The organism is Arthrobacter sp. Y3221087 (assembly GCF_059089905.1).
The window spans coordinates 22,422-48,716 of sequence record NZ_JBNHFE010000011.1; the positions used below are offsets into that span (position 1 = coordinate 22,422).

A 26,295-nucleotide genomic window follows, 5' to 3' on the forward strand; every position below is an offset into this window, starting at 1 on the left:
AGGGTTGTTGTTGGACACCCTTGACAGCCAGGAACATTGAAGGACGGGTCATGACACAGGCGGGACGCCAGGGTTCACCACGCAGCGGTTCGGGACGCAATCTCCCACAACGCAATACCCCCGGAGGCAGCACCGGCGGCGGCTCACGGGGAGGGGCAGCAAAGCGCGCCACAGGATTCGGCGGCGAACGCCCGCACCGGGCACCCAAGCCGCGCGAGGAACGTTTCGTCGATCCCGATGAAGCCGGCGTTCGCCAGGGGCGCGGCGCTACTGACAAGCCCGCCAAACCGTCGTCGCGGAAGCCGTCAGCGCGCAAGCCCGGTTCGAAGAAGGCTCCCGGAACCCCGGGTGCGCCCAAGGCCAAGCCCCGCACCGCGGCACCGGGTGCCGCCGCTTCGCGCGCCTTCGGCAGCGAACGCTTCGGCCAGAACCTCGGCCCGCTCCGCAAGCCCTCGCGCCGGAAGGGGCCCGGCCGCGACGTGCCGCAGTCGGAACTCCACGACGCCGATGGCATCCGCCTGCAAAAGGTCATGGCGTCCGCCGGCGTGGCATCGCGCCGCGTCTGTGAGGAAATGATCGCCGAAGGGCGCGTGGAGGTGGACGGCCAGGTGGTCACCGAACTCGGTGTACGCGTGGATCCCAAGACTGCCGTCATCCACGTTGACGGCCTGCGGATCCAGCTGGACGAAAACCTGGTCTACATGGTGTTCAACAAGCCCAAGGGCGTTGTCTCCACCATGGAGGATCCCGAGGGCCGGCCGTGCATCAGCGATTTCCTTAAGAACACCAAGAACAAGGGCGAGCGGCTCTTCCACGTGGGCCGCCTGGACGTTGCGACCGAGGGTCTGCTGCTGCTGACCAACGACGGCGAACTTGCCAACCGGCTGACCCACCCCTCCTACGAAGTCCCCAAGACCTACCTGGTCCAGGTCCGCGGCCCCTTCCCCCACGGGATCGGCGCGCAGCTGAAGGCCGGTGTTGAACTGGAGGACGGCCTTGCCTCCGTGGACTCCTTCCGGCTGGTTGACTCCACGCCCGGCCACGTGCTGATCGAAGTTGTGCTGCACTCGGGTAAGAACCGCATTGTCCGCCGGATGTTCGACGCCGTCGGCTTCCCGGTCCAGCGGCTGGTCCGGGTCAAGGTTGGCCCCATCGGACTGGGGGACCAGCGCCAGGGCAGCATCCGGAACCTCGGCAAGCAGGAGATTGGCCACCTGCTGGCATCCGTAGGACTCTGAGCCGTGTCCGCTTTCAAGAGCCAGGGCCGCGGGCACCTGGACGGTCCGGTGGTGGTGCTCGGCACCGGCCTGCTCGGAGCCAGCATCGGCCTGGGGTTGCGGGGCCGCGGAGTGCCGGTCTTCCTGTCCGACCCCTCGCCAACCAACCAGGCCGTGGCAGTTGATATCGGTGCCGGCCGTCCGCTGTCCGAACTGGGCAGCAGCCGGCCCCAGCTCGTGGTGGTTGCTGCGCCGCCTGACGTCACGGCGGAGGTGGTGCGCCAGGCCCTTGCGGACTACCCGGATTCGGTGGTGGTGGACATCGCCAGCGTGAAAGCGGACATCCTCGCCCGGCTGCGGAGCAGTGGCGTGGACCTATCCCGCTACGTGGGCACCCACCCCATGGCAGGGCGGGAGAAGTCCGGACCGGTTGCCGCGCGCGGTGAGCTGTTCACCTCTATGCCCTGGGTGGTGTGCCCTTCCGAGGAAACCTCCGGAGCCGCCCTGCAGACTGCCCGGTCCCTGGCCACCGACCTTGGCGCGGTTGTTTCACAGTTCACGGCTGACGAACACGACGAGGCCGTGGCACTGGTGTCCCACCTGCCGCAGGTCATGTCCTCACTGCTGGCCAGCAGGCTGCAGGGAACCCCGCTGCACGCCCTGTCCCTGGCCGGCAACGGCCTGCGGGACGTCACCCGGATCGCCGCCAGCGATCCCACGCTGTGGGTGCAGATCCTGGGCGGCAATGCGGCCAAGGTGGTGGAGATCCTCTACGGCGTCAGGGAGGACCTGAACCGCCTGATCAACACGCTGGAACAGCCCACGGCCCCCGGTGCGCGCCTTGATCTCGCGCAGCTGATGAGCGAGGGCAACGCAGGCCAGGCGCGGATCCCCGGCAAGCACGGCGGCCCGCCGCAGGCCTATTCCTGGCTGACGGTCCTGGTGGACGACAAGCCCGGCCAGATCGCCCGGCTGCTCACCGAGATCGGTGAAATCGGCGTTAACGTTGAAGACCTGCGGCTGGACCACTCATCCGGACAGAACGTGGGCATGGTGGAATTGTCAGTGTTGCCGAACAAGCACGACCACCTGATCGAAGCATTAAACGACCGCGGATGGCGGGTACTTCAGTCATGACACAGGAACTTCTCGACACCATGCCCGGGCTGCGTATCGGCAGGCCGCTGGTCGTTGCCATTGATGGCCCCTCAGGATCCGGCAAGTCCAGCGTCAGCAAGGAAGTGGCCCGCAGGCTACGCCTTGCCTACCTTGATACCGGGGCCATGTACCGCGCGCTGACCTGGTACTGCGTTACCAACGGAATCGAACTGGACGATGCCGCCTCCGTGGAACAGGCATCACGCGACCTCGTGCTGGAGCTGAGCACCAGCCCACAGCAGGAATTCGTGCGGGTGGGCGGGGTGGACGTCACGGACGCGATCCGGGAGCCGGCCATCTCGTCGGCCGTCAGCGCCGTTGCCACCACCCTGGGTGCCAGGACCGAACTCATCCGCCGGCAGCGGGAGCTGATCGAAAAGCACCACCGCCGCATGGTGGTGGAAGGCAGGGACATCACCACCGTCGTCGCGCCCGGAGCGGAAGTCCGGATGCTGCTGACGGCCAGCGAGGAAGCGCGGCTGCGCCGCCGCGGGATCCAGCTGGGCGGAACGCAGAACGCGGAGCAGCTGGCCGCGCAGGTGACCCACCGGGACGCCAAGGACTCCACCGTGGTGAATTTCACGCAGGCGGCCGACGGCGTGGTCACGCTGGATTCCTCTGACCTGGACTTCGAGCAGACCGTTGACGCTGCCCTGGTCATTGTCACCAAGGTCCTCAACCGTGACTGATGCCAGGCCGGGCGTCCCGTCAGGCTGGACCATGTCCTGGAGCCGGCCGGTGGGCTGGGTCCTGGACCACCTCCTCTACCGGACCACCGTCACCGGCAAGGCGAACATCCCCACCGGGGGTCCGGTGATCTTTGCCGGAAACCACATCAGCTTCCTGGACGGTCCCGTGATGTTCGGCGCCTCGCCGCGGCCCATGCATATCCTGGTCAAGCGGGAAATGTTCAAGGGCTTCCTGGGCCGGGTGCTGGCCGCCTCCGGCCAGTTGCCCGTTGACCGGCGCGGTGACAGGGCCGCGCTGAAGCGCAGCAGGGAACTGCTCGACGCCGGCCGCTGCGTGGGGATCCTCCCCGAAGGAACCCGGGGGAGCGGGAAAGCCTCCGGAATCAACGGCGGGGTTGCATGGCTCGCCCTGAACACCGGAGCCCCGGTGGTGCCGGTGGCGATCCTTGGCACCCGGACCGGGAAGGAGCACCTTGACTTCGTGCCGCCGCCCGGCCGGCGCTTCCACGTCAGCTTCGGCACAGCCCTCACCCTGGGCCGCCGGGCCGGCGAAAGCGGCCGTGCTTCAATGGACAGGGCGGCGCAGGAGATCCGCGCGGCACTGGCAGGGCACGTCCAGGACAGCGTCCAACTCAGCGGCCAGCCCCTGCCTTTCGCCGAAACCTCCAAAGACTTAACAGCAGTAGCCGGGACGCCGGCAGATGACCACTAAGGACAGTGCAATGAGCGACACCACGCAGACCCCCGGCCTCTCGGGCCCAGGCGAAGACGAATACACGCCCACGGGCACCGACCAGGTGGCCGAACGGCTGGCAGCCATTGACGACGACGAGGCCGAGCTGCGCGCCGCCTCCCTCCGGGCCGGCCTGGAAGACTACGACCTCGATGAGGAAGACGCCGCCCTGCTCAGCGGGGAGTACGGCGACGAGGACTTCGAAGGCCCGGTCAAGCTTGACCCGGTCCTGGCCATCATCGGGCGCCCGAACGTGGGCAAGTCCACCCTGGTCAACCGCATCCTGGGCCGCCGCGAAGCCGTGGTGGAGGACACCCCCGGCGTGACCCGCGACCGCGTCATGTACTCCGCGAACTGGAACGGCCGCAACTTCACCCTCGTGGACACCGGCGGCTGGGAGCACGACGCCCGCGGCATCCACGCCCGGGTCGCGGAGCAGGCCGAGATGGCTGTGGAGCTCGCCGACGCGGTCCTGTTCGTCGTCGACTCGGCCGTAGGTGCCACCGCCACCGATGAGGCCGTGATGAAGATGCTGCGCCGCAGCAAGAAACCGGTCATCCTGGTGGCCAACAAAGTGGACGACTTCGCGCAGGAGGCCGATTCCGCCGTTCTGTGGGGCCTTGGCTTCGGCGAACCGTACCCCGTCTCCGCGCTCCACGGCCGCGGAGTAGCGGACCTGCTCGACCACGTGATGGACGTGCTGCCGGAATTTTCAACCATCGAAGGCCTGGAGCGCTCCGGCGGGCCGCGCCGGATCGCCTTGATCGGGCGCCCCAACGTGGGCAAGTCGTCCCTGCTGAACAAGCTGGCCGGATCCGAGCGCGTGGTGGTGGACAACACTGCCGGAACCACCCGCGACCCCGTGGATGAGTTCATCGAACTCGGTGGGCGCACCTGGCGCTTCGTGGACACGGCCGGTATCCGCCGCCGCCAGCACATGGCGCAGGGCGCGGACTACTACGCCTCGCTCCGGACCCAGGCCGCGCTGGAAAAGGCGGAGGTCGCCGTCGTGCTCCTCGCCGTGGACGAAGTCCTTAGTGAGCAGGATGTCCGTATCCTGCAGCTGGCCATCGAGTCCGGCCGCGCCCTGGTCCTGGCCTTCAACAAGTGGGACCTGCTTGACGACGAGCGCCGCCGCTACCTGGAGCGCGAGATCGAGCAGGACCTGGCGCATGTGGACTGGGCGCCGCGGGTGAACATCTCTGCCAAGACCGGCTGGCACAAGGACCGCCTGGTGCCTGCCTTGGACCTGGCCCTGGAAAACTGGGACCGGCGCATCCCCACCGGGCGGTTGAACGCCTTCCTGGGCGAGCTGGTGGCGGCACACCCGCACCCGGTCCGCGGCGGCAAGCAGCCCCGCATCCTCTTCGGAACGCAGGCGTCCAGCCGGCCGCCCAAGTTCGTGCTGTTCACCACCGGATTCCTGGATCCCGGATACCGCCGTTTCATTACCCGCCGGCTCCGTGAAACCTTCGGCTTCGAGGGCACCCCCATCGAGGTCAGCATGCGCGTGCGGGAGAAGCGGGGCCGGAAGCGCTGATCCGGATGTTGCCTTCGACACGTTGGGACTGAAACCCCGAAAGTGTCACTGGCACCCTTCCGGATCGTGTAAGCTCTTCTAGGTGGTTCGGCCGGACTGCTGATGGAAATCAGCGGAGAACGGCGGAACCAGCGGGCTGTAGCGCAGCTTGGTAGCGCACTTGACTGGGGGTCAAGGGGTCGCAGGTTCAAATCCTGTCAGCCCGACCAAAAAGCGGAAGCGCCGGACATCAACTCCGGCGCTTCCGCTTTTTTGTGTGCAGGGGCCTGTCTCCTCCTGGAAAGCCCGCCTACTTCAGGAACTTCGATGTCCGGCGGTCCGCGAGGATCTTTCCCTTCGTTTGGCAGGTTGGGCAGTACTGCAGGGCGGTATCGGCGAAGGAAACCTCGCGCACGGTGTCCCCGCACACCGGGCATGGCAGGCCTGTCCTGGCGTGGACACGCATGTGGCTCCGCTTGACGTCCTTGAGCTCCTTGGGCGGTTTGCCGCCGGCCTCCGCCAGGGCTGCACCCAGGACATCGTGGATGGCGTCATAGAGAACCTGTACTGTCGCCCGGTCCAGGGACTTGGCCGTGGCAAACGGAGAGATCCGGGCCGCGTGAAGGATCTCGTCACTGTAGGCGTTGCCGATGCCCGCTATGACGCTCTGGCTCCGCAGCAGCCCCTTGATCTGCTGGGAACTGCCGGCCAGGATCTCAGCCAGCATGCCGGCGTCGAACGCAGCCGTGAAAGGATCCGGACCCAGGGTGGCGATTCCAGGCACGTCCTGCGGGTCCCGCACCACGTAGACGGCCAGGCTCTTCTTCGTCCCCGCCTCCGTGAGGTCGAACCCCCTCGGCCCGTCCGGGCCGCTGAAGGTACAGCGGACCGCGATGAGGCCCTTGCCCATCTTCAGCTGGCCGGTGGCGGGGGAGTCCGTGTAGCGCAGCCAGCCGGCCCGGGCCAGGTGGAACACCAGGGAGATGCCATCGGTGTCGATGCTGATGAACTTCCCGAACCGGCGGACCCCGGACACTGTCCGGCCCGCCAGGGCCGAGTAGGGCGGGTCCGCCGTCTTCAGCACGGCAAAGGAGACAATCTGCAGCTTGTCGAGGACGCAGCCCCGCAGCTGCTCGTCGAGGAACCGGGCCAGGCCGGCCACTTCGGGAAGTTCCGGCATGGCCTACCTGCCGGGTCCCGGACGTCCTGCATCGTTGCGCACGCTCATGGCTCCCATCTTGTCAGAAAGCCCGGTGGACGCCCCGCCGGATGTGCCTATACTTTCAGCGGCGGTCTGTTTCCCGGGCCCCGTGACCTTCGAGATTGACCCGATGAAAGGCCCCCCATGAGCAACATTCCCGAAGACCTGTCCTACACCGCCGAACACGAGTGGGTTTCCGCTCCCAATGCCGACGGCGTGGTCCGCGTGGGCATTACCGACTTTGCGCAGGACGCGCTTGGAGATGTTGTCTACGCCCAGATGCCCGAGATCGGCACCAAAATTACGGCAAACGAAGTGGTGGGCGAGGTGGAGTCCACCAAGAGCGTCAGCGACATCTACGCCCCGGTCAGCGGTGAAGTCGTGGCCCGCAACGAGTCCCTGGACACCGATTCGGCACTGATCAACACGGATCCCTATGGTGACGGCTGGCTGATCGAGGTCAAACTCGCCGAGGCCGACGCCGTTGATTCATTGCTCAGTGCATCGGAGTACGAACAACAGGTAGGCTAAAGCTAACCGGTACATCCGGTCCGGCCCCGCGTCGCAGGCAGGACGTCTTCGCACGTCAAGGGCCGGATGGGGAGCCGGTGCCGGACCTGCCGTGCAGGTCCGGAGGGCAAATGTTGGTTGCACGCCGGAGGGCTGCAGCGGGAAGAGGAGGAATCCATGGCTGGCCACACATCGAACCCTGCCGATGGGGGATACGGAACGGGTGCGGCTAAGGCATCGGAGACCACCTCCATCAACCTGACCCCCGTCAGGGACGAGCCCACCATCGCCCCCAAGCTGTCCTCCGAAGAGCGCAGCTCCGTCGAGGCACTTCCTGCCGGTTCCGCACTGCTGGTGGCGCACAGCGGCCCCAACGCCGGCGCCCGGTTCCTGCTGGATTCGGACGTCACCACCGCCGGCCGGCACCCCGACGCTGACATCTTCCTTGATGACGTCACCGTTTCCCGCCGGCATGTGGAGTTCCGCCGTACTGCCCGGAGCTTCGAGGTGGTGGACATGAACAGCCTCAACGGCACCTACGTCAACCATGACCGCGTGGACGCTGTGGAGCTCAAGTCCGGCAGCGAAGTCCAGATCGGCAAGTTCCGCCTCACCTTCTACCTGAGCCCTGCCACCGCTGCAGGCCGCGGCTGATCCGGGGACCGCTGCCTGTGGCAATGGCACAACCGGAACGCCGGGGACCGCAGGTCCTGAACATAGGGGAAGTCCTCGCGCAGCTGAGCGCCGACTTCCCGGGCATGACAGCGTCCAAGATCCGGTTCCTCGAGGAAAAGGGACTTATCAACCCGCGGCGGACTCCTGCGGGCTACCGCCAGTATTCCGACGGCGACGTGGAACGGCTGCGCTTCGTCCTGGCGCTGCAGCGGGACCAATACCTCCCCCTGAAAGTCATCAAGGACTACCTTGACGCCATCGACAGGGGAGAGCGGCCGGAGAACCTTCCGCCCGGCGTCGTGGTTTCGCCGCGCATTGTCTCCGACGAGCTGGCCGCAGAGCTGCAGAACCGCGGGCGCAAGCTCACGGAGGAACAGCTCCGCACGGAATCCGGCGCCAGCGTCCCCCTGCTCCAGGCACTCCTGGATTTCGGGCTCATCAGCCACAGCAACGGCATGTTCGACGAACACGCCCTCCAGGTTGCGCGCGCCTGCGTGCAGCTGGAAAGCCATGGGCTGGAACCCCGGCACCTGCGCCCCTTCCAGGCGGCGGCGGAACGCGAGTTCGGCCTGGTGGAACGGGCGGTGGCACCACTTGCGTCACGGAAGGACTCCGCGTCCCAGGCACGGGCTGCAGAGGCCGCCCGTGAGATCAGCGACCTTTGCCTCACCCTGCACCGCGCCCTGGTGCAGGACCACATCTCACGCATGGACATCTGATGATTGAAGTCGAGATTGTAGGCGTTCGGATCGAACTGCCTTCCAACCAGCCCCTGGTCCTGCTGCGGGAGATGCACGGGGAACGGCATGTTCCCATCTGGATCGGCACCCCCGAGGCCAGCGCCATCGCCCTTGCCCAGCAGGGTGTGATCCCCCCGCGCCCCATGACGCACGATCTCCTGGTGGATGTAGTGGAGTCGCTCGGCCACAGCGTGGTCAGCGTCAACATCGTGGCCGTTGAGGACAACATCTTCTACGGACAGCTGCAGTTTGAAAACGGCACCACGGTGAGCTCCCGGGCCTCCGACGCCCTCGCCGTCGCCCTCCGGGCCAAGTGCCGCATCTGGTGCGCCGATTCAGTGATGGACGAGGCCGGAGTCCGCATCACCGAGCACGACGAGGGCGAGGACACCGATCCGGGCCCCACCGTGGATGAGGAGCGCGAGCTCCGGCGGTTCCGCGAATTCCTTGACGACGTGGAGCCTGAAGACTTCGACGGCTAAGGTCACGTTAAGGTTAAAGTTAAGGCTGAACGTTTCGACACGCCTGCACAAAGCCTCCAAGGTCTTTGACCTCGGGCCCTGCCGGGCCTAACGTCGAAGTATCAAGTTCCCATTGCCTACGGCAGCCGCGCAAGTCACACTGGAAAGTGCGCCCCGCGAAAATTACATGCATGCTTTTCATGCCAGCTGCTGCAGGTGTTCCCCGGGAGCGCAGGACAAGGAGGATCCAGGTGAGTCCCAAAGGCGAAGCAGGCGGGCTGAAACAACCCACGGCTGGTGTTGCTGTGCCGGCAAGCGGTGCCCAGGGCCTCCTGTTCACCGAGGACCTTCCCGTGCTGGACGAGGACGCCGGATACCGCGGACCCACCGCATGCAAGGCGGCCGGCATTACCTACCGGCAACTGGACTACTGGGCACGCACCGGGCTGGTGGAACCCGCCGTCCGCGGCGCTGCCGGCTCCGGATCCCAGCGGCTGTACGGCTTCCGCGACATCCTGGTCCTCAAGGTGGTCAAGCGGCTCCTGGACACGGGCGTTTCCCTGCAGCAGATCCGCACCGCGGTGGAACACCTGCGTGAACGCGGCGTCGAGGACCTGGCGCAGATCACCCTGATGAGCGATGGCGCCAGCGTGTACGAGTGCACCTCGGCTGACGAAGTCATCGACCTCGTCCAGGGCGGGCAGGGCGTGTTCGGCATTGCCGTGGGCCGGGTCTGGCGCGAGGTGGAAGGCAGCCTTGCTTCGCTGCCCAGTGAACACGCCGCCGAACAATCCTTTCCCGACGACGAGCTGAGCAAGCGCCGCGCAGCACGCAAGATCAGCTGAGCCTCCCTGACTTAAAAGGCAGAGGGCCGCTCCCATGGGAGCGGCCCTCTTGCTGTCTGGTGGTCCGGTACCGGTCCCGCGCGGCGTCGGCCAGGACGCGCCAGGCCTACCTGGCGCGGCTGCGCAGCCCGCTGCCCACTTCCATCAGGTTGGCCAGCAGGTCATCGAAGAGGGCAGCGGCAGACTTCGCCGACTCTCCCGGCCAGTGGTGCACCGGGTGGGCGGCGCCCTGGATCTGCTGCCAGTTGGCCTGCTCCGGGATGCGCGGGCTCAGGAGGAGCTCGCCGAACATGGACTCCATTTCCGCCAGCCGGTAACTGTGCTCGGAGGAACCGGTGCGGACCCGGTTGGCCACAATGCCCGCCGGGGAGAGGTTGGGGGCGAATTCCTGCCGGAACAGCTGGATGGCCCGCATGGTGCGTTCCGTACCCGCCACGGAGAAGAGTCCCGGCTCGGCCACGAGGGCAACCTTGTCGCTGGCGGACCAGGCCATCCGGGTAAGCCCGTTCAATGACGGCGGGCAGTCGACCAGGACCAGCTGGTACTTGTCCGCGCCGGCCAGGACCGTCGAGAGCCGGCGGAGGTCGCGACGGCCAAGGTCCGGCCGGTCGTAAATACCCGTATAGGCCGAGCCGACGGCGACGTCCAGGACCGCGGTGCCGGAACCGTTGGAGGCGGCCCGGGCCGTCCAGCTGCTGCCAAGGACGTTCTCCGCCAGTTTGGCGCGGCGCGGGCTCTTGAGCATCCTGCCGATATCCAGCTGGTCCCCGGGCTGAACGCCCAATGCGGTAGTTGCGTCGGCGTGCGGATCGAGGTCCACCACCAGCGTGCTGACGCCCGCGGCCAGCGCCGCAGACGCCAATCCTGTGGTGACGGAAGTCTTGCCGACTCCACCCTTAAGGCTGCTGATGCTGACTACTTGCACTTGAGAGACCAAAACCTAACGCCGGATGCCGTGTTGGGAGTAATGTTTGCTCCGGCAGCGCCGAAGCCGGACGGTCCTGCCGCCCTACTCATCATATGTGGATGCGTTGGCGAATCCCGCCTTATCGGGGGTCGGCATGGCATCCACTGTGCTGCCGGGGCGCTTTCCGCCGCGACAGGCGGAAGCGATCGGGACATGACGGGGAAATTTGTGATGGTCGACACAAAGATTTGTGTTTGTCCTTGTAGGTCCTAGACACTGTGACCACTCACCGATCCACCCGCAATGATGCAGGAGAAGTATGTTTTCCAAAGTTCTGGTGGCCAACCGCGGCGAAATCGCGATCAGGGCCTTCCGCGCCGGCTACGAGCTGGGCGCCAAGACCGTTGCCGTTTTTCCCCAAGAGGACAGGAACTCCATCCACCGCCAGAAAGCGGACGAGGCGTACCTGATCGGCGAAGAAGGACACCCCGTCCGGGCCTACCTGGACGTCAAAGAGGTCATCCGGGTGGCCAAGGAGTCCGGTGCGGACGCCATCTACCCCGGCTACGGTTTCCTGTCCGAGAATCCGGACCTGGCCCGTGCAGCCAAGGAAGCCGGCATTACCTTTGTTGGTCCGCCGGCGGAAGTGCTGGAACTGGCAGGCAACAAGGTGGCGGCGCTCAAGGCCGCCCGCGAGGCCGGCGTGCCCGTCCTTAAATCCAGTGAACCCTCCAAGGACCTGGACGAACTCCTTGCAGCTGCGGACGAGATCGGCTTCCCCATCTTTGCAAAGGCAGTGGCGGGCGGCGGTGGCCGCGGCATGCGCCGGGTGGACACCCGTGAGGCGCTGCCCGAAGCGCTGAAGTCCGCCATGCGTGAAGCCGATGCCGCTTTCGGCGACCCCACCATGTTCCTGGAGCAGGCCGTCCTGCGCCCCCGCCACATCGAAGTGCAGATCCTGGCCGACGCCGAGGGCAACGTCATGCACCTGTTTGAGCGTGACTGCTCCATTCAGCGCCGCCACCAGAAGGTCATCGAGATCGCTCCGGCGCCCAACCTGGACGAGGGCATCCGCCAGGCCCTCTACCGCGACGCCGTCAAGTTTGCCAAGGCGCTCAACTACGTCAATGCCGGCACGGTTGAGTTCCTCGTGGACACCGCCGGTGAACGCGCCGGCCAGCACGTGTTCATTGAAATGAACCCGCGCATCCAGGTGGAGCACACTGTCACCGAAGAGGTGACCGACGTCGACCTGGTGCAGGCGCAGATGCGGATCGCCTCCGGCGAGACGCTTGCAGACCTCGGCCTTTCCCAGGAAACCGTCCACCTCAAGGGCGCGGCCCTGCAGAGCCGCATCACCACCGAGGACCCCGCCAACGGCTTCCGGCCCGACGTCGGAAAGATCACCGGCTACCGTTCCGCCGGCGGCGCAGGCGTCCGGCTGGACGGCGGCACCGTCTACTCGGGTGCCGAGATCAGCCCCCACTTCGACTCCATGCTGGTCAAGCTCACCTGCCGCGGCCGGGACTACCCCGCCGCCGTGGCACGCGCCCGCCGTGCCCTGGCAGAATTCCGCATCCGCGGCGTCTCAACCAACATCTCCTTCCTGCAGGCCGTGCTCGACGATCCGGACTTCATCGCCGGCGACGTCGCCACCAACTTCATCGACGAACGCCCCCAGCTGCTCAAGGCCAGGGTGTCCGCCGACCGTGGCACCAAGCTCCTCACCTGGCTGGCCGAGGTCACCGTCAACAAGCCGAACGGCGAGCTGACGGTCCACTCCAATCCGGCAGACAAGCTTCCGTCCGTCAAGGACCGGCCGGCCGCCGCCGGCTCACGGCAGAAGCTCCTTGAACTGGGACCGGAAGGGTTCGCCAGGGCGCTCCGGGAGCAGCAGGCAGTGGCGGTGACGGACACAACGTTCCGCGACGCACACCAATCCCTGCTTGCAACCCGTGTCCGCACCCGCGACCTTGTTGCCGCCGGTCCTGCCGTGACCGCGCTCATGCCGGAACTGCTGTCGGTCGAGTGCTGGGGCGGCGCCACCTACGACGTCGCACTCCGCTTCCTCGGCGAAGACCCCTGGGACCGGCTGGTGGCGCTGCGCAAGGCGCTGCCGAACGTCTGCCTGCAGATGCTGCTCCGCGGCCGCAATACGGTGGGCTACACGCCGTACCCGGAAGAGGTCACCGAGGCGTTCGTCAACGAGGCCGCAGCAACAGGCATCGACATCTTCCGCATCTTCGACGCGCTGAACGACGTCAGCCAGATGGCACCCGCGATCCGCGCCGTCCGCGCCACGGGCACCGCCGTCGCCGAAGTGGCGCTGTGCTACACCGGCGACATGCTGGACCCCAAGGAAACGCTGTACACGCTGGACTACTACCTTGGGCTGGCCCAGAAGATCGTCGACGCCGGTGCGCACATCCTGGCCATCAAGGACATGGCGGGCCTCCTGCGTCCCGCTGCGGCCGCCAGGCTTGTCGCGGCCCTGCGGGAACGTTTCGACCTGCCGGTGCACCTGCACACCCACGACACCGCGGGCGGCCAGCTGGCCACACTCCTGGCGGCTGTGGACGCAGGCGTGGACGCTGTGGACGTGGCCTCCGCATCCCTGGCCGGCACCACCAGCCAGGTGTCGGCGTCGGCTTTGGTAGCGGCCCTGGAGCACACTCCGCGCGATACCGGCCTGGATCTGGACGCCGTCAGCTCCCTGGAGCCCTACTGGGAAGCGGTCCGCAGGGTTTACGCCCCGTTCGAGTCGGGCCTTCCGGGCCCCACCGGCCGGGTTTACAAGCACGAGATCCCGGGCGGCCAGCTGTCCAACCTGCGGCAGCAGGCAATGGCGCTGGGCCTGGGGGAGCGGTTTGAAGCCATTGAGGACATGTACACCGCTGCCGACCGCATCCTGGGCCACCTGGTCAAGGTAACGCCGTCCTCCAAGGTTGTGGGCGACCTCGCCCTGCACCTGGTGGGCCTCAACGCGGACCCCGCCGACTTCAACGAGAACCCGCAGAACTACGACATCCCGGATTCCGTCATCGGCTTCCTGTCCGGCGAGCTCGGTGATCCCCCCGGAGGATGGCCGGAGCCCTTCCGCACCAAGGCCCTGCAGGGCCGGAGCGTGAAGGTCCGCGACGCCGAGCTCAGCTCCGAGGACAGCGCTGCCTTGAAGTCCGACTCCAAGACCCGCCAGCACACGCTGAACCGTCTGCTCTTCGACGGCCCCACCAAGGACTACCTGAAGAGCGTGGAGACCTACGGCAACATCTCTGTCCTGGATACGCGCGATTACCTGTACGGGCTCCAGCGCGGCCAGGAGCACGAGATCCAGCTGGAGAAGGGCGTCCGGCTGATCGCCTCCCTGGAGGCAGTGTCGGAGCCCGACGAGAAGGGCATGCGCACCGTGATGTGTACCCTCAACGGCCAGTCCCGGCCCGTGGTGGTGCGCGACCGTTCGGTGGTGAGCAACGTCAAGTCCGCCGAGAAGGCAGACCCGGCGCAGCCGGGCCACGTTGCGGCCCCGTTCGCCGGTGCCGTGACCGTCACGGTCAAGGCCGGCGAGACCGTCAACGCCGGAGACACCGTGGCCACCATCGAGGCGATGAAGATGGAGGCTTCCATTACGACGCCGGTGGGCGGCAAGGTTTCCCGCCTCGCCATCTCCTCGGTGGAGCAGGTGCAGGGCGGAGACCTGCTCCTGGTGGTCGAGCAGTAACACCAGCCATAACAACAAAGGGTCCTTCACGAGTGAAGGACCCTTTGTTGTTGCCGGCGTCAGGAACGCGGCGCCGCGTACATTTCCTCGATGATTGTCTCGAAGTCCTTCATGACCTGCGCCCGCTTGACCTTCATGGAAGGGGTCAGGTGGCCGGAGGCCTCGGTGAAATCGGCAGGCACGATCCGGAACGACTTGATGGCCTCCGCCTGGGACACGGAGCCGTTGGCCGCCGTGATCAGGTCCTGGACCGCGGCCTTGACCACAGGGTTGGCGGCGGCCTGGTCCAGGGTGGTGTCCGCGGGCAGCCCGTGGCGCTGCAGCCAGCCCGGCAGGGCTTCCTGGTCCAGGGTCACCAAGGCGCCGATGAACGGCCGGTTGTCGCCCACCACCAGCACCTGGGACACCAGGGCGTCGGCGCGGATCTGGTCCTCAAGCAGGGCGGGAATGACGTTCTTGCCGCCGGCCGTGACAATGATTTCCTTCTTGCGCCCGGTGATCCAGAGGAAGCCGTCCTCGTCCAGGCGGCCGATGTCGCCCGTGCGGAACCAGCTGTCGGTGAACGTTTCCGCTGACAGGTCCTCACGCTTGTAGTAGCCGCGCATGACGCAGACGCCCTTGGCCAGGATCTCGCCGTCCTCGGCGATCCTCACGGCGTTCCCGGGCAGCGGCTTGCCGACCGAACCGATCTTGATCCGGGACGGGGTGTTGACGGAGATGGGAGCCGTGGTCTCGGTCAGGCCGTAGCCTTCCAGGACCTGGAGGCCGATGCCTTGGAAAAAGTGGCCCAGCCGTTCGCCGAGGGGCCCGCCCCCGGACACCGCGTGGGCGACATGGCCGCCCATCGCTGCCCGGAGTTTGCTGTAGACCAGCTTGTCGAACAAGGCGTGGCGCAGTTTCAGCCCCAGTCCCACCCGCCCGGCCTGCCGTGCCTTGGAGAAGGCGATGGCCGTATCCGCCGCCTTGTGGAAAATGGCTCCCTTGCCGCCGTCCTCCGCCTTGGTCATGGCAGAGTTGTAGACCTTCTCGAATACCCGCGGGACTGCGAGGATGAAGGTGGGCTCATAGCTCTGCAGGTCCGACAGCAGGTTCTTGATGTCCGGTGTATGGGCAACGGTGGTGCCGGCGCCCATGGCCAGTACCGAAATGAACCGTGCGAAGACGTGGGCCAGCGGCAGGAACATGATGGTCTTGGCGTTCTCATGGACAATCTCGCCGATGATGGCCAAGGCGTTGTCGGAGAGTTCGACGAAGTTGCCGTGGGTCAGCTCGCAACCCTTGGGGCGTCCGGTGGTGCCCGAGGTGTAGATGATCGTTGCGAGATCGGACAGTTTGGCGGCAGTCCGGCGGGACTCAAGCTCCTCGTCGCTGATCCCTGATCCGGCCGCGCGGAGGGCATCCAGGCCTGCACCTTCCAGCTGCCAGACATGCTGGAGGCCAGTCAGGCCTTCCGCCGTTACGGCCTGCCGGATGACGTTCTCGTGGTGCGCGGCTTCGCCAAAGGCGGCCACGGCGCCGGAGTCGCCAAGGTTCCAGGCAACCTGGGACGGGGACGAGGTTTCGTAGATCGGGACGGAGACGCCGCCGGCGAACCAGATGGCAAAATCCACCAGGGACCATTCGTACCGGGTGCGGGACATGATGCCAACGCGGTCACCCACGCCGACGCCACTGGCAATCAACCCCTTGGCAAGCGCTTTGACGTCGGCAAGGAACTCGGTGGCGGAAACATCCTGCCAGGCACCCGCTGAATCAAGGCGCGAGAACAGTGCCGGGTTGCTGGCTTTGTTCGCCTGCCGCAGCACCAGATCGGTGATATTCGTTTCCGGTGGAACAACAACAAGAGGCGGAACACTGAATTCGCGCACTATAGCTCCTTTGATATCCGAACTCCCGCTTCAGGGGTATGCCTACAGAGTAGTACGCCGGTGCGGGAGCAGTGCAGCACTTAAACGTACTGGTGAGTAACTTATCCGTCAATGGCTCCCGCTGCACGAGGAGCGGTCCCGCCGCCCATGGGTGCAAAACCTAGAATGGGGAACTATGTACGCACAATTTTCCGGCGAGCAGGCCGGTCCCCTTAGCAGGGCCGTCCCTTGGCGGCGCCGCTCCGCCCCCTACCGGGCAGGCAGAAGAGGGGGTGACGGCTTCCACGGGCAGGTGCGGCTTGGCCGGAAGGGACTGGCCATAGGTATCGACATTGGCGGCACCAAGGTGGCGGCCGGAGTGGTGGATACCGAAGGCAGGATCCTTAGCGAGGCGCGCCGCTCCACGCCGGGCACGGATCCGCGCGAGGTTGAGCAGGTCATCGTGGAACTCGTGGAAGAGCTGGGCAGGGGACAGCGCATCCGCTCGGTTGGAATAGGCGCGGCCGGCTGGATGGACCTCGACGGCGGCACCGTACTGTTCAGTCCGCACCTGGCATGGCGCAATGAGCCCCTCAGGGCCAACCTGCAGCAGCTCTTGCGGAGGCCCGTGCTGCTGGCGAACGACGCCGATGCCGCGGCCTGGGCTGAATGGCGCTTCGGTGCCGGCCGGGGTGAGGACCGGCTGGTCTGCATCACCCTCGGCACCGGCATCGGCGGTGCGATGGTCATGGACGGCAGGGTGGAGCGCGGCCGGTTCGGGGTGGCCGGCGAGTTCGGCCACCAGATCATCATGCCGGGCGGGCACCGTTGCGAGTGCGGCAACCGCGGATGCTGGGAGCAGTATGCCTCCGGCAATGCCCTGGGGCGCGAAGCCAGGATCCTGGCCCGCAGTAACTCCCCAATGGCGCAGGACCTGCTCGCAGCAGTCGGCGGCCGCGCTGACACCATCACCGGGGCCGTGGTGACCGACCTCGCGCTGGCCGGCGACACTGCCTCCCGTGAGCTGCTCGAGGAAGTGGGCGAATGGCTCGGCCTGGGCCTCGCGAACCTGGCAGCAGCGCTCGATCCCGGCCTGTTCGTGATTGGCGGCGGACTGTGCTCGGCCGGAAACCTGCTGGTTGAACCGGCTCAGAAGGCGTTCGCGCGGAACCTTACAGGGCGCGGCTTCCGTCCCGCCGCCGGGATCGAGCTTGCCGCCCTGGGGCCCAATGCCGGACTGATCGGGGCGGCGGACCTGTCGCGGGTCAGCGGCCGGGTCCGCCACTGACCCGCTAGACCCGGGCGCCGTCGTCGTCCTCGTCTTTTTCCTGCGGGAGCTTCATGATCAGGTAAACCGTTCCCAGCACGAACGCGGCCACGATGCCCACAACCGCCAGCAGCGGCGCGGAACGCCAGAACATCGCCGAGAGCAGCAGGGCTACCGGCCCGCCCACCGCCGCCAGCCACGCCAGCATGGTCAGCGGGTCCGTGCCGGCCAGGCTCGGGGGTTCTTCAGGGATGAAGTCGCCGCCGTCGTCGTCCACTGCATAGTGCCGGGGGCCCTCCGGCGCATCCCCGTTCCGGCCCTGGCCGGCCCTTGCCTGGCGCTGCGCCGCAGACGGTTCGGCCGGGGCTGCGCCCGCCAGGCCCAAGGGATCGAAATCGCGGAAGGACGCGGTTCCCCGGGCTGCCGGAGCCTCCGGCTCTGCGGGCGGCGCCGGATCCGGGGTGCGGGGATCCGGCGGCCCGGAAGCGGTGTCAGCTTCCAGCCGCGCCACCAGGTCCAGCCAGACGGCGTCGTCCTGGTTCGCTCCCTGGTCCGCAGAGTCGGGGGAACCGGAGTCATGCCTGTTCATGCTGCACCTCCTGGCTTCCCGCCGCCGGGGCTTCGCCGGCGGCCAGCACCCGGCGGATAAACTCCACCGACCCCTGGAAGATGCGTTCGGCGTCGTTATCCATGGTGGCCACGTGATAGCTGTTGTCGAGCCGGACCAGCTCCACGGGCGCGCTCAAGCCGCGTCGCAGCGCGGCAATGCTCGCATCGGAGACCACGTGGTCCACGGTGGACTTGTAGACCTGCACGGGGGCGGTGATCCGGGGGAGCAGCCGGATGGTGTCCCTGAACATCTTGTTCATCTCATGGGCCGCCGCTACCGGAGTGCGGGTATACGCGCCCTCGTCCATGCCTTCCTTGAGGATGTCGTTGGCAATGGCCGGCGTGGATTTCAACACCAGCTTGAGGATGCCCGCGAGCGGAGCCCTGGGATCGTCGATCACCAGCGCGGGATTGACCAGCACCACTCCCGCCACGGGGCGTGTGGCCGCAACCCGCAGGGCCAGCGCGCCGCCCATGCTCAGCCCCGCCGCAAACACGTGGTCGCACTCCGCTTCCAGCTCCAGGTAGGCATCATCCAGCGCGCCGTGCCACTGCTGCCAGCGGGTCCGGGCGAGGTCCTGCCAGCTGGTGCCATGTCCCGGCAGCAATGGCATGCGCACAGCGAATCCGGCAGTGGCAAAGGCCTGCGCCCACAGGCGGAGTCCATGGGGGCTGCCGGTGAAGCCATGGGAGAGGACTACGCCGGTCCTGGGCCCGTCCCCGCTGGACGCGCTGGTGAAGGGACTGTGGTCCGGGCTGGACGTCATGGTGTCTCCGAAGTGCTGGTCAATCGGGCATGGGCGCGGATGAAGGCGCTGGACCTGGCGAAGATCTCCGGCGCGTCCACGTCCAGCGTAGCCACATGGCCGCTGCTGGCAAGGTCCACCACCTCAGTGAGGTGCGGGCCGAGCCGTTGCTGGAGCAATGCCAACGACGTGGGCGGAACCACAATGTCCGTCCTGGACTTGAAGACCTGGACCGGTGCCGTGATGCGGGGCAAGCCGCGGATTGCGGCGCCAAAGAGCTTCTTGAGCTCGTGCACGGCCGCCAGCGGCGTGCGGGAGTAGTCACCGTCTTCGGTGGCTGGCGCCGTCGGCTGGTCCTCCTGGATGGGGATGGTTGTGCGCTGGAAGTATTTGAGCACCCCAATAATATGGATGCGGCGGTCGTAAAAACTGAGCCCCGGATTCACCACCGAGACCCCTGCCACCGGATGCCGGGAGGCGGTCAGCAGGGCCACCGCCCCGCCCATGGACAGTCCCGCCACAAAGCACGTTTCGGTGCGTGCCTGGAGCTCCAGGAAGGCGGTCTCGTAGCTGCTGTACCAGTCGCTCCATCCTGTCCTGGCCAGCTGGCGCCAGTCCGTTCCGTGCCCGGGCAGCAGCGGGACCGAGACGGCATATCCCTGCCCGGCCAGGTGCTCGGCCCACGGCAGCACGCTCAGCGGGCTGCCGGTGAATCCATGGCAGATTGCCACGCCCACCTGCGCGTTTGCTCCATGCCCGGGATAGCTGAAAGCGGCAGGGCGGGGCGGGACGCTGCTTTCAGTCATGAGTCCATCGTGTCACTGTTCCGGCCAAATCTCACTAGAGTAGGGTTGCATTGAACTGCTGACCAGGCCCGGTGCGGAGCCTGGGGGCCGCCTTCCGGAGAGGTTCACCACGTGTTCTATTGGGTCATGAAGAGGATCTTCCTCGGTCCGGTCCTGAAGCTGCTTTTCCGCCCCTGGGTCAAGGGCCTTGACAACATCCCCGGCCAGGGTGCGGCGATCATCGCTTCCAACCACCTGTCGTTCTCCGATTCCATCTTCCTGCCGCTGATGGTCCGCCGCCCCGTGGTCTTCCTGGCCAAGATGGAATACTTCACGGGCACCGGCATCAAGGGCCGGCTGACAGCCCTGTTCTTCCGGCTGACCAACCAGCTGCCCATGGACCGCTCCGGCGGTGCGGCATCTGCGGCATCCCTCAGCGCCGGGATGGACGTGCTCAACCACGGCGGGCTGCTCGGCATCTACCCTGAGGGCACCCGCAGCCCGGACGCCAGGCTTTACCGCGGCAAGGTGGGTGTTGCCCGGCTGGCGCTGGAGGCCGGCGTTCCGGTCATCCCGGTGGCCATGATCGGCACGGACAAGGTGCAGCCGATCGGCAAACGGCTGCCCAATATCCGCAGGATCGGCATGATCTTCGGTGAGCCGTTGGACTTCACGGCCTACCGGGACCAGGCAGAGGACCGCGATGTCCAGCGGAAAGTCACGGACCAGATCATGTTCGAACTGCAGCGGCTTTCCGGGCAGGAATATGTTGACGAGTACGCGGCGGTAGTGAAGCTCCGGCTGGCCGGCAGGCCGGTCGAACCCGAGGCAAGCGCAGAACCTCTGGCATCGCCGGCGGGCGGCGTGAACCCCGCGGATCCCGTTCCCGGCCGCGGTGTGAGGCAGCAGGACCGGACGGACGACGGCGGTGCTGCCGCCACCGGCTGATGGGCGGGCTTTTTCACGCATGGGGGTTGTGACGCGGACGCCGGCCAGCGTGACGGTGCGGTGTCCAGTGGTCCTGCGCTGCCGTTAGTCTTAGATGGTGACTGAGCTATCTGCAAAACCTGCCTTTTCGCTGTCCAGCACCGCCCAGAGCGGAGCCGCCAACTATCCCGGACTGGACGACTGGCGGGACCTTCCCATTTCCCAGCAACCCAGCTGGCAGGACCAGGAAGTTTTCGACGCCTCCGTCAAGGAACTTTCCGTGCTCCCCCCGCTGGTGTTTGCCGGTGAAGTGGACATCCTGCGCGAGCGGCTCGCCGCTGCTGCCCAGGGGAAGGCGTTCCTCCTGCAGGGCGGCGACTGCGCGGAAACTTTCGAGGCCGCCACGGCGGACAAGATCAGCGCCAGGGTCAAGACCATCCTCCAGATGGCCGTCGTGCTGACGTACGGCGCTGCCATGCCCGTGATCAAGATGGGCCGGATGGCCGGCCAGTTCGCCAAGCCGCGTTCCTCCAATGACGAGACCCGGAACGGTGTCACCCTGCCGGCCTACCGCGGCGACATCGTCAACGGCTACGAGTTCACCCCCGAATCACGCGGCCACGACGCCTCGCGCATGCTCCGCGCCTACCACACCTCCGCATCCACGCTGAACCTCATCCGGGCCTTCACGCAGGGCGGCTTCGCCGACCTCCGCTCGGTGCACCAGTGGAACAAGGGCTTCACCGAAAACCCTGCCCACGCCCGCTACGAGTCGCTGGCCAGGGACATCGACCGGGCCATCAAATTCATGGACTCCTGCGGTGCGGATTTTGAGGCGCTCAAGCGCGTCGAGTTCTTCGCCAGCCACGAGGCCCTGCTGCTGGACTACGAGCGGGCGCTGACCCGGATCGACTCCCGGACCGGCTTCCCGTACGACACCTCCGCCCACTTCCTGTGGATCGGGGAGCGGACCCGCGAACTGGACCATGCCCATGTGGACTTCCTGTCCCGCGTCCGGAACCCGATCGGCGTCAAGCTTGGTCCCTCGACCACCGGCGATGACGCCCTGCGCCTGATCGACAAACTGGATCCGGAACGCGAACCGGGACGCCTGACGTTCATCACTCGGATGGGTGCCGGCAACATCCGGGAGAAGCTGCCCGCCGTCGTCGAGAAGGTTACTGCCTCCGGCGCCCAGGTGCTGTGGGTCACCGACCCCATGCACGGCAACACTGTGACGTCCCCCAACGGGTACAAGACGAGGAACTTCGACGACGTCATTGACGAGGTGCGCGGCTTCTTTGAGGTGCACCATGCCCTGGGAACGGTGCCCGGCGGCCTGCATGTGGAGATGACCGGCGACGATGTGGCTGAGTGCCTTGGCGGCGCCGATCCCATCGACCAGGATGCTTTCCTGGACCGCTACGAGTCGGTCTGCGACCCGCGGCTGAACCACATGCAGTCCCTGGAAATGGCATTCCTGGTGGCCGGCGCACTCGCCAAGCACTGACCCTGCCGGATGGCGTGGGCGGCCGGGCCGCCTACACCACGGTCAGCGTTATGACGGACCCTTCGGGGACCTCTGTGTCCACGGGGTCCTGGGCGCGGACTGTTCCAAAGAAGCCGCCCAGCACATTGTTCACCCGGACCTCGAAGCCCAGTGCCTCGAGCGCCCGCCTGGCTTCGTTCGCCTGCCGCCCGATGAAGCTGGGAACCTCCACCATTCGAGGGCCCTTGGAAATGGTCAGGGTCACGGTGCCGCCGCGGGTAAGCGTCCCGCTGGCAGGCGACTGGCTGACAACAGCACCCTCGGGCACATTCCGGTCAAACACCTCTTCGCGGGCCACCTCAGCCTGCAGCCCGGCCGCCTCGATGGCGTCCACGGCATCATCCTCGTCCTGGCCCACCACGGAGGGGACGGGGATGGGCTCAGGTCCCTTGGAAACCACCAGGGCCACCGGCGTTCCATGCCTGGCCGGCGTCCCGGCAGCCGGCTCCTGGGACAGGACAATGCCGGCAGGCACGTCCTCGTTGAATTCCGCGGTGACCGTACCCAGCGCCATTTCGGCACCGTTCAGGGCGTCCTTGGCCTCGTCCAGCGTGCCGCCGGAGAGTTGCGGCAGAGGGAAAAGCTGCGGGCCCTTGGACACATAAAGCGATACAGGCTGGAACTTTCGGATTTCCGTTCCGGCCTCCGGCTCGCTTCCCACCACCAGCCCGCTGGGAACATCGTCGTCGAATACGTCCCTCGTGGTGGACCTGAATCCTGCTTCACTGAGGAGCTGCTGGGCCTCCGCCACCGTCCTGTTTGCCACGGCCGGGATGGTGGCCGCAGCCCCGGGGCCCATACCGAAGAACCAGCCCGCTCCCGTGGCGAGCAGGGCCGCGAGGACAAGGACCACCACCCACAGGACGCCTCGCCGTCGGGCACTGCCTTCGCGGAGTGAACGGACAGGGGTCGCGGCGGCCCGGGCGCGGGCCTTCTCGTCCTCCTTCTCAGCCTTGCGCTGTGCCCGCTTGCTGAGCTGGGGTGCCGGGGGCGCCCAGGGTTCCTCCACATCCTCCCCGGGAGGGGTAAGGATGTGGCTGCCCCGGCCGGCTCCGGGAGCCGGCCGCGCAGGCTCGCGCCCCAGCGCGGGTCCATGGACAGGCGGCGCCGGCCTGCCCGAGGGCATGACCGTGGTGGGGTTGTTGGTTTGCGCAATGAACTCTGTGTGATTCCGGGAAGCTGCATCCTGGACCGGGGCTGTCTCCTGGGCGCCGGGGGAGGCAGGCGCTGGGGTCCCGGCGGCGGCCGGAGGATGCAGGTCCAGCTCGGAATCGGTCAGGTTGGTCCGAATGTGCCGCAGCTCCTGGAGGAGCGCATTCGCATCCACTGGCCGGTTCTCCGGGTCATTGGCCGTACACCATTGCACGAGCTCGTCCAGCTCGCCGGCCAGCCCGGGCACCAGAGCCGACGGCGGACCCACTGTGCCGTTGACATGCTGGTAGGCCACCTGGATGGGGACGTCGCCTTTGAACGGCTGTTGCCCGGTCAGCATTTCAAACAGCATGATGCCCACTGAGTAGACGTCGCTCCGGGCATCTGCCGGCCGGCCCAGGACGATCTCGGGCGGGACATAGGCGACGGTTCCCATCAGTGTCCCGGAGCTCGTGGACGAGGTGACCGCCCGGGCAAGGCCGAAGTCGCCGATCTTGATCCTGCCGTCGTCGGCGATCAGGACGTTTTCGGGTTTCACGTCGCGGTGGATGAAGCCCGCGGTATGGGCCGCTGCCAGTCCTTCCACCACGGGATCAATCAGGGCAAGTGCGAGCCGCGGCGGCAAGGCCCCCTTGTCGTTAATGACGTCGCGAAGGGTGTGGCCCTTGATGTATTCCATGACCAGGTAGGCGGTGTGGCCGTCATGGCCCTGGTCCAGGACCCCCACAACATGGGGGTGCGAGAGCCGGGCCGCCGCCTTCGCCTCCCGCCCCAGCCTGCCGAGGAAGCTCTCATCCGCGGCCAAGTGCGGGTGCAGCACCTTCAGTGCAACGGCGCGCTCCAGCCTCTGGTCCACGGCCAGGTAAACCGTGGACATGCCGCCGCGGGCGAGCCGGGACTGCACGGTGTAGCGGTTGTCCACCAGCGTTCCCACAAAGGGGTCAGAGACGTGTTCCTGCACCCTTTGATCCTAATCCCGCAATGAAAAGGGTCCGAACCCATCATCGGTCCGGACCCTCCTCACAGCAGTCCCCGTATCACCACAGTAAGTGCCGCTGGGACTATGCGAAGTTTTTGCGGTGCGCCTTGATGGCGGCTACGTAAGCCTTCGTGTCGTCGTACATGCCGTACTTGCTGACGGAGTACTGACCCTGGTAATACCCCGCGATGGCGGTGTCTTCGTCCTTGCTGGTTGCCAGGAGTTGCCGGATGATCGCCACGCCTGCAGTCGCATTGTCGTACGGGTCCAGGAGGTTCAACTTCCTCCCCACGAGGTCCGAGGCCCACTGGCCGGAGCTGGGGATCACCTGCATGGTGCCGATTGCGTTGGCGGGAGAGACGGCGCGCTGGTCGAAGCCCGACTCCTGGTGGGCGAAGGCGAGGGCCAGCGCAGGATCAACGCCCATGCGCCGTGCCGTGTCCGCCACGATGTTGCGCATTTCAGCGCGGGACGGCACCGGAGCCGCGTTCAGGAGCGCCTTGTTCTCATTGGCCGAACTGACCACGGCGGCGGGATAGCTGAATCCGAGGAAGGAACTCGGTACCAGCGGTGCGGCTGCCGCCGCGGGCTGCGGGGCCGGAGCCTGGCCGGGGGCGCCGGGAATGACCAGCTTGTTGCCCGGGTAGATGACGGTGCTCATGCTCATCTTGTTTGCGGACAGGAGCTCGGAGAGCTTGACGTTGTGCCGTGACGCGATGGCATAGAGGCTGTCCCCGGCCTTGACGGTGTAGGAACCAGTGGCCGGGGCGGGGGTGGCGGCTGAATTCGCCAATACCGCGGGTGCCGGCGCTGCGGCGGGGGCAGCCGGTGCGGGCTGTCCGCCGCCCACCTTGATCTTCTGTCCCGGATGGATGATCGAGCGCATGTTGAGGTTGTTCCAGCTGAACACCTCGGACAAGCGCACATTGTGCCGGGCGGCGATCGCTCCCAGCGTGTCACCGGGCTTTACGGTGTAGGTGGCACCCTCACCCGTTGCGGGTGCTGCCGGTGCGGGCGCAGCGGCGGGCGCGGCCGGTGCCGCCGGCTCTCCGGAAAGTTTGATCTTCTGCCCCGGGTAGATCAGGGTGTTCGCCTGGAGGTTGTTGAGCCGGAGGACATCCCCGGTGTTCAAGCCGTACCGCCCGGCAATGCTGCTGATGGTGTCGCCCCGCACAATGGTGTACTCCGCAGGAGCTGAAGGCTGTGCCGGCTTGAAAGCGGTGGGGATGGTCGTGGACACCGAAGCCGCAGGAATGTGGGCCGCCTTTGCCTGTGCCGCCTGCGCTTCCATGGCCGCAGCCAGGGTCGCAGGAAGGGCGCGCGCAGGCCTTTCCGCAGCAGCAGGCTCGGCCACAGCCAGGGATGACAATACGACCGCGGGAAGTGCCGCTGTGGTGGCGGCAATCATTGGCAGGCTCGGCTTGGGTGGCCGCTTGGGCGAGCGGGACATTGTCATGGAAAAAATCCTCTTCTCAACTGCGGGCGCGGACGGGGATGCCGCTGACATTCCTGATACTACTGTTACTCAAGTTATTGCTGTTACTGGCGTTATCACTGTGAATCTCTCATGAATCCGGAAATAGCACAAGAATTCCGGGAATCCCGGCAAGAAAAGATTTTCGGAGTGTCCGCAGGTCAGGAGCCAGGTTGCGCTTTATCGACTAGGCGCCCGGGGGCCCACCGTGGCAACCTTGATCCGTGAGTAATGTAGAAGACCTCGTGGGCGAATGGTTGCCCCTCCCGGACGTAGCCCGTCTTTTGGATGTTTCCATCACCAAGGTGCACAGCCTTATTGACGAGCGGGCACTGGCCGCTTTAAGGGTGGGGGACCGCAATATCAGGTCTGTGCCCGCGGAATTCATCCAGGACGGGCAGGTTGTTGACAGCCTCAAAGGGACAATCGTGGTCCTCGCCGATGCCGGATATTCGGACGAGGACCTGATCATCTGGCTGTTCACTCACGACGAATCGCTGCGCGGCCGGCCTATCGACGCGCTGCGGGAGGGCCGCAAGACCGAGATCAGGCGCCGGGCCCAGACCCTCGCCTGGTGACAAACAGCC

23 protein-coding genes and 1 tRNA gene are annotated in these 26,295 nt (G+C 66.5%); 16 read left to right on the top strand and 8 right to left on the bottom strand.

Going from position 1 to position 26,295, the window contains the following annotated elements:
* Window positions 1-50 precede the first annotated feature (50 nt).
* The 6 genes from AC5RUO_RS19225 (at window position 51) to AC5RUO_RS19250 (ending at window position 5,546) form a co-directional block, all read left to right on the top strand.
* The gene (locus AC5RUO_RS19225) at window positions 51-1,238 is read left to right on the top strand and encodes a pseudouridine synthase (protein ID WP_494104383.1); all 1,188 of its coding nucleotides are present in this window, start codon (window positions 51-53) and stop codon (window positions 1,236-1,238) included.
* Window positions 1,239-1,241: 3 nt separating this feature from the next.
* On the top strand, window positions 1,242-2,354 hold the full coding sequence (locus tag AC5RUO_RS19230; RefSeq protein WP_494011980.1) for a prephenate dehydrogenase: 1,113 nt from the start codon (window positions 1,242-1,244) through the stop codon (window positions 2,352-2,354).
* Window positions 2,351-3,064, top strand: a complete 714-nt coding sequence (gene cmk, locus AC5RUO_RS19235) for a (d)CMP kinase (RefSeq protein WP_494011979.1) — start codon at window positions 2,351-2,353, stop codon at window positions 3,062-3,064. The genes AC5RUO_RS19230 and cmk overlap by 4 nt, the downstream gene beginning before the upstream one ends.
* 31 nt (window positions 3,065-3,095) lie before the next feature.
* Window positions 3,096-3,776 carry a lysophospholipid acyltransferase family protein gene (locus AC5RUO_RS19240; RefSeq protein WP_494104405.1) on the top strand — a complete coding sequence of 227 codons (681 nt, stop codon included), beginning with the start codon at window positions 3,096-3,098 and terminating at the stop codon, window positions 3,774-3,776.
* A 10-nt stretch (window positions 3,777-3,786) separates the two neighbouring features.
* Window positions 3,787-5,337 carry a ribosome biogenesis GTPase Der gene (gene der / locus AC5RUO_RS19245; RefSeq protein ID WP_009358989.1) on the top strand — a complete coding sequence of 517 codons (1,551 nt, stop codon included), beginning with the start codon at window positions 3,787-3,789 and terminating at the stop codon, window positions 5,335-5,337.
* Between the two features lie 132 nt (window positions 5,338-5,469).
* Window positions 5,470-5,546, top strand: a tRNA-Pro gene (locus AC5RUO_RS19250).
* An 80-nt stretch (window positions 5,547-5,626) separates the two neighbouring features.
* Here AC5RUO_RS19250 and AC5RUO_RS19255 read toward each other — a convergent pair.
* Window positions 5,627-6,496 carry an Fpg/Nei family DNA glycosylase gene (locus AC5RUO_RS19255; RefSeq protein ID WP_494104384.1) on the bottom strand — a complete coding sequence of 290 codons (870 nt, stop codon included), beginning with the start codon at window positions 6,494-6,496 and terminating at the stop codon, window positions 5,627-5,629.
* A 165-nt stretch (window positions 6,497-6,661) separates the two neighbouring features.
* Here AC5RUO_RS19255 and gcvH point away from each other — a divergent pair, with 165 nt between their 5' ends.
* From gcvH to AC5RUO_RS19280, 5 genes are all read left to right on the top strand, one after another.
* The gene (gene gcvH, locus AC5RUO_RS19260) at window positions 6,662-7,048 is read left to right on the top strand and encodes a glycine cleavage system protein GcvH (protein WP_009358597.1); all 387 of its coding nucleotides are present in this window, start codon (window positions 6,662-6,664) and stop codon (window positions 7,046-7,048) included.
* A 156-nt stretch (window positions 7,049-7,204) separates the two neighbouring features.
* On the top strand, window positions 7,205-7,681 hold the full coding sequence (locus AC5RUO_RS19265) for an FHA domain-containing protein (RefSeq protein WP_494011977.1): 477 nt from the start codon (window positions 7,205-7,207) through the stop codon (window positions 7,679-7,681).
* Between the two features lie 23 nt (window positions 7,682-7,704).
* Window positions 7,705-8,421, top strand: a complete 717-nt coding sequence (gene ftsR, locus AC5RUO_RS19270; RefSeq protein ID WP_133352406.1) for a transcriptional regulator FtsR — start codon at window positions 7,705-7,707, stop codon at window positions 8,419-8,421.
* Window positions 8,421-8,924, top strand: coding sequence for a bifunctional nuclease family protein (locus tag AC5RUO_RS19275; RefSeq protein ID WP_494104385.1), 504 nt, complete (start codon window positions 8,421-8,423; stop codon window positions 8,922-8,924). Before ftsR ends, AC5RUO_RS19275 begins: the two co-directional genes overlap by 1 nt.
* Before the next feature lie 230 nt (window positions 8,925-9,154).
* A complete protein-coding gene (locus AC5RUO_RS19280) occupies window positions 9,155-9,748 on the top strand; it encodes a MerR family transcriptional regulator (protein ID WP_009358601.1) in 594 nt (197 codons plus the stop codon).
* Between the two features lie 106 nt (window positions 9,749-9,854).
* Here the strand turns inward: AC5RUO_RS19280 and AC5RUO_RS19285 are convergent, their stop codons facing one another.
* A complete protein-coding gene (locus tag AC5RUO_RS19285; RefSeq protein ID WP_494104386.1) occupies window positions 9,855-10,673 on the bottom strand; it encodes a ParA family protein in 819 nt (272 codons plus the stop codon).
* A 301-nt stretch (window positions 10,674-10,974) separates the two neighbouring features.
* Between AC5RUO_RS19285 and AC5RUO_RS19290 the strand changes: the two genes are divergently transcribed.
* Window positions 10,975-14,373, top strand: coding sequence for a pyruvate carboxylase (locus tag AC5RUO_RS19290; protein ID WP_494011974.1), 3,399 nt, complete (start codon window positions 10,975-10,977; stop codon window positions 14,371-14,373).
* A gap of 59 nt (window positions 14,374-14,432) precedes the next feature.
* Here the strand turns inward: AC5RUO_RS19290 and AC5RUO_RS19295 are convergent, their stop codons facing one another.
* Window positions 14,433-16,241 carry an AMP-dependent synthetase/ligase gene (locus AC5RUO_RS19295; RefSeq protein ID WP_494104387.1) on the bottom strand — a complete coding sequence of 603 codons (1,809 nt, stop codon included), beginning with the start codon at window positions 16,239-16,241 and terminating at the stop codon, window positions 14,433-14,435.
* A 175-nt stretch (window positions 16,242-16,416) separates the two neighbouring features.
* Here AC5RUO_RS19295 and AC5RUO_RS19300 point away from each other — a divergent pair, with 175 nt between their 5' ends.
* Window positions 16,417-17,508, top strand: a complete 1,092-nt coding sequence (locus tag AC5RUO_RS19300; protein ID WP_494104388.1) for an ROK family glucokinase — start codon at window positions 16,417-16,419, stop codon at window positions 17,506-17,508.
* Window positions 17,509-17,512: 4 nt separating this feature from the next.
* Here the strand turns inward: AC5RUO_RS19300 and AC5RUO_RS19305 are convergent, their stop codons facing one another.
* Genes AC5RUO_RS19305 through AC5RUO_RS19315 form a run of 3 tightly spaced genes read right to left on the bottom strand, consistent with a single transcriptional unit; the run spans window position 17,513 to window position 19,648 of the window.
* Complete coding sequence (locus AC5RUO_RS19305; RefSeq protein WP_494104389.1) at window positions 17,513-18,076, bottom strand: hypothetical protein; 564 nt, start codon at window positions 18,074-18,076, stop codon at window positions 17,513-17,515.
* On the bottom strand, window positions 18,063-18,863 hold the full coding sequence (locus tag AC5RUO_RS19310; protein WP_494104390.1) for an alpha/beta hydrolase: 801 nt from the start codon (window positions 18,861-18,863) through the stop codon (window positions 18,063-18,065). The genes AC5RUO_RS19305 and AC5RUO_RS19310 overlap by 14 nt, the downstream gene beginning before the upstream one ends.
* Window positions 18,860-19,648, bottom strand: coding sequence for an alpha/beta hydrolase (locus AC5RUO_RS19315; RefSeq protein ID WP_494011969.1), 789 nt, complete (start codon window positions 19,646-19,648; stop codon window positions 18,860-18,862). Before AC5RUO_RS19315 ends, AC5RUO_RS19310 begins: the two co-directional genes overlap by 4 nt.
* Window positions 19,649-19,759: 111 nt before the next feature.
* On the opposite strand from AC5RUO_RS19315, the gene AC5RUO_RS19320 reads away from it, so the two are divergent.
* Together AC5RUO_RS19320 and AC5RUO_RS19325 are read left to right on the top strand one after the other, a co-directional pair.
* Window positions 19,760-20,575 carry a lysophospholipid acyltransferase family protein gene (locus tag AC5RUO_RS19320; protein ID WP_494011968.1) on the top strand — a complete coding sequence of 272 codons (816 nt, stop codon included), beginning with the start codon at window positions 19,760-19,762 and terminating at the stop codon, window positions 20,573-20,575.
* 94 nt (window positions 20,576-20,669) lie between these two features.
* A complete protein-coding gene (locus AC5RUO_RS19325) occupies window positions 20,670-22,064 on the top strand; it encodes a class II 3-deoxy-7-phosphoheptulonate synthase (RefSeq protein WP_494011967.1) in 1,395 nt (464 codons plus the stop codon).
* A 31-nt stretch (window positions 22,065-22,095) separates the two neighbouring features.
* On the opposite strand, the gene AC5RUO_RS19330 is transcribed toward AC5RUO_RS19325, so the two are convergent.
* Complete coding sequence (locus AC5RUO_RS19330) at window positions 22,096-24,216, bottom strand: Stk1 family PASTA domain-containing Ser/Thr kinase (RefSeq protein ID WP_494104391.1); 2,121 nt, start codon at window positions 24,214-24,216, stop codon at window positions 22,096-22,098.
* A gap of 100 nt (window positions 24,217-24,316) precedes the next feature.
* A complete protein-coding gene (locus tag AC5RUO_RS19335) occupies window positions 24,317-25,690 on the bottom strand; it encodes a lytic transglycosylase (protein ID WP_494011965.1) in 1,374 nt (457 codons plus the stop codon).
* Window positions 25,691-25,932: 242 nt separating this feature from the next.
* Here AC5RUO_RS19335 and AC5RUO_RS19340 point away from each other — a divergent pair, with 242 nt between their 5' ends.
* Window positions 25,933-26,286 (top strand): Rv2175c family DNA-binding protein, encoded by a 354-nt coding sequence (locus AC5RUO_RS19340; protein ID WP_494011964.1) that lies wholly within the window; start codon window positions 25,933-25,935, stop codon window positions 26,284-26,286.
* The last annotated feature ends 9 nt before the right edge of the window (window positions 26,287-26,295 follow it).

Bases quoted from the DNA above. Each gene is read 5' to 3' on its own strand.
- der (WP_009358989.1), top strand. From the start codon at position 3,787: ATGAGCGACACCACGCAGACCCCCGGCCTCTCGGGCCCAGGCGAAGAC.
- AC5RUO_RS19240 (WP_494104405.1), top strand. From the start codon at position 3,096: ATGTCCTGGAGCCGGCCGGTGGGCTGGGTCCTGGACCACCTCCTCTAC.
- AC5RUO_RS19315 (WP_494011969.1), bottom strand. From the start codon at position 19,648: ATGACTGAAAGCAGCGTCCCGCCCCGCCCTGCCGCTTTCAGCTATCCC.
- gcvH (WP_009358597.1), top strand. From the start codon at position 6,662: ATGAGCAACATTCCCGAAGACCTGTCCTACACCGCCGAACACGAGTGG.
- ftsR (WP_133352406.1), top strand. From the start codon at position 7,705: ATGGCACAACCGGAACGCCGGGGACCGCAGGTCCTGAACATAGGGGAA.
- cmk (WP_494011979.1), top strand. From the start codon at position 2,351: ATGACACAGGAACTTCTCGACACCATGCCCGGGCTGCGTATCGGCAGG.
- AC5RUO_RS19335 (WP_494011965.1), bottom strand. From the start codon at position 25,690: ATGACAATGTCCCGCTCGCCCAAGCGGCCACCCAAGCCGAGCCTGCCA.
- AC5RUO_RS19290 (WP_494011974.1), top strand. From the start codon at position 10,975: ATGTTTTCCAAAGTTCTGGTGGCCAACCGCGGCGAAATCGCGATCAGG.
- AC5RUO_RS19300 (WP_494104388.1), top strand. From the start codon at position 16,417: ATGTACGCACAATTTTCCGGCGAGCAGGCCGGTCCCCTTAGCAGGGCC.
- AC5RUO_RS19305 (WP_494104389.1), bottom strand. From the start codon at position 18,076: ATGAACAGGCATGACTCCGGTTCCCCCGACTCTGCGGACCAGGGAGCG.
- AC5RUO_RS19265 (WP_494011977.1), top strand. From the start codon at position 7,205: ATGGCTGGCCACACATCGAACCCTGCCGATGGGGGATACGGAACGGGT.
- AC5RUO_RS19275 (WP_494104385.1), top strand. From the start codon at position 8,421: ATGATTGAAGTCGAGATTGTAGGCGTTCGGATCGAACTGCCTTCCAAC.
- AC5RUO_RS19225 (WP_494104383.1), top strand. From the start codon at position 51: ATGACACAGGCGGGACGCCAGGGTTCACCACGCAGCGGTTCGGGACGC.
- AC5RUO_RS19325 (WP_494011967.1), top strand. From the start codon at position 20,670: ATGGTGACTGAGCTATCTGCAAAACCTGCCTTTTCGCTGTCCAGCACC.
- AC5RUO_RS19310 (WP_494104390.1), bottom strand. From the start codon at position 18,863: ATGACGTCCAGCCCGGACCACAGTCCCTTCACCAGCGCGTCCAGCGGG.
- AC5RUO_RS19255 (WP_494104384.1), bottom strand. From the start codon at position 6,496: ATGCCGGAACTTCCCGAAGTGGCCGGCCTGGCCCGGTTCCTCGACGAG.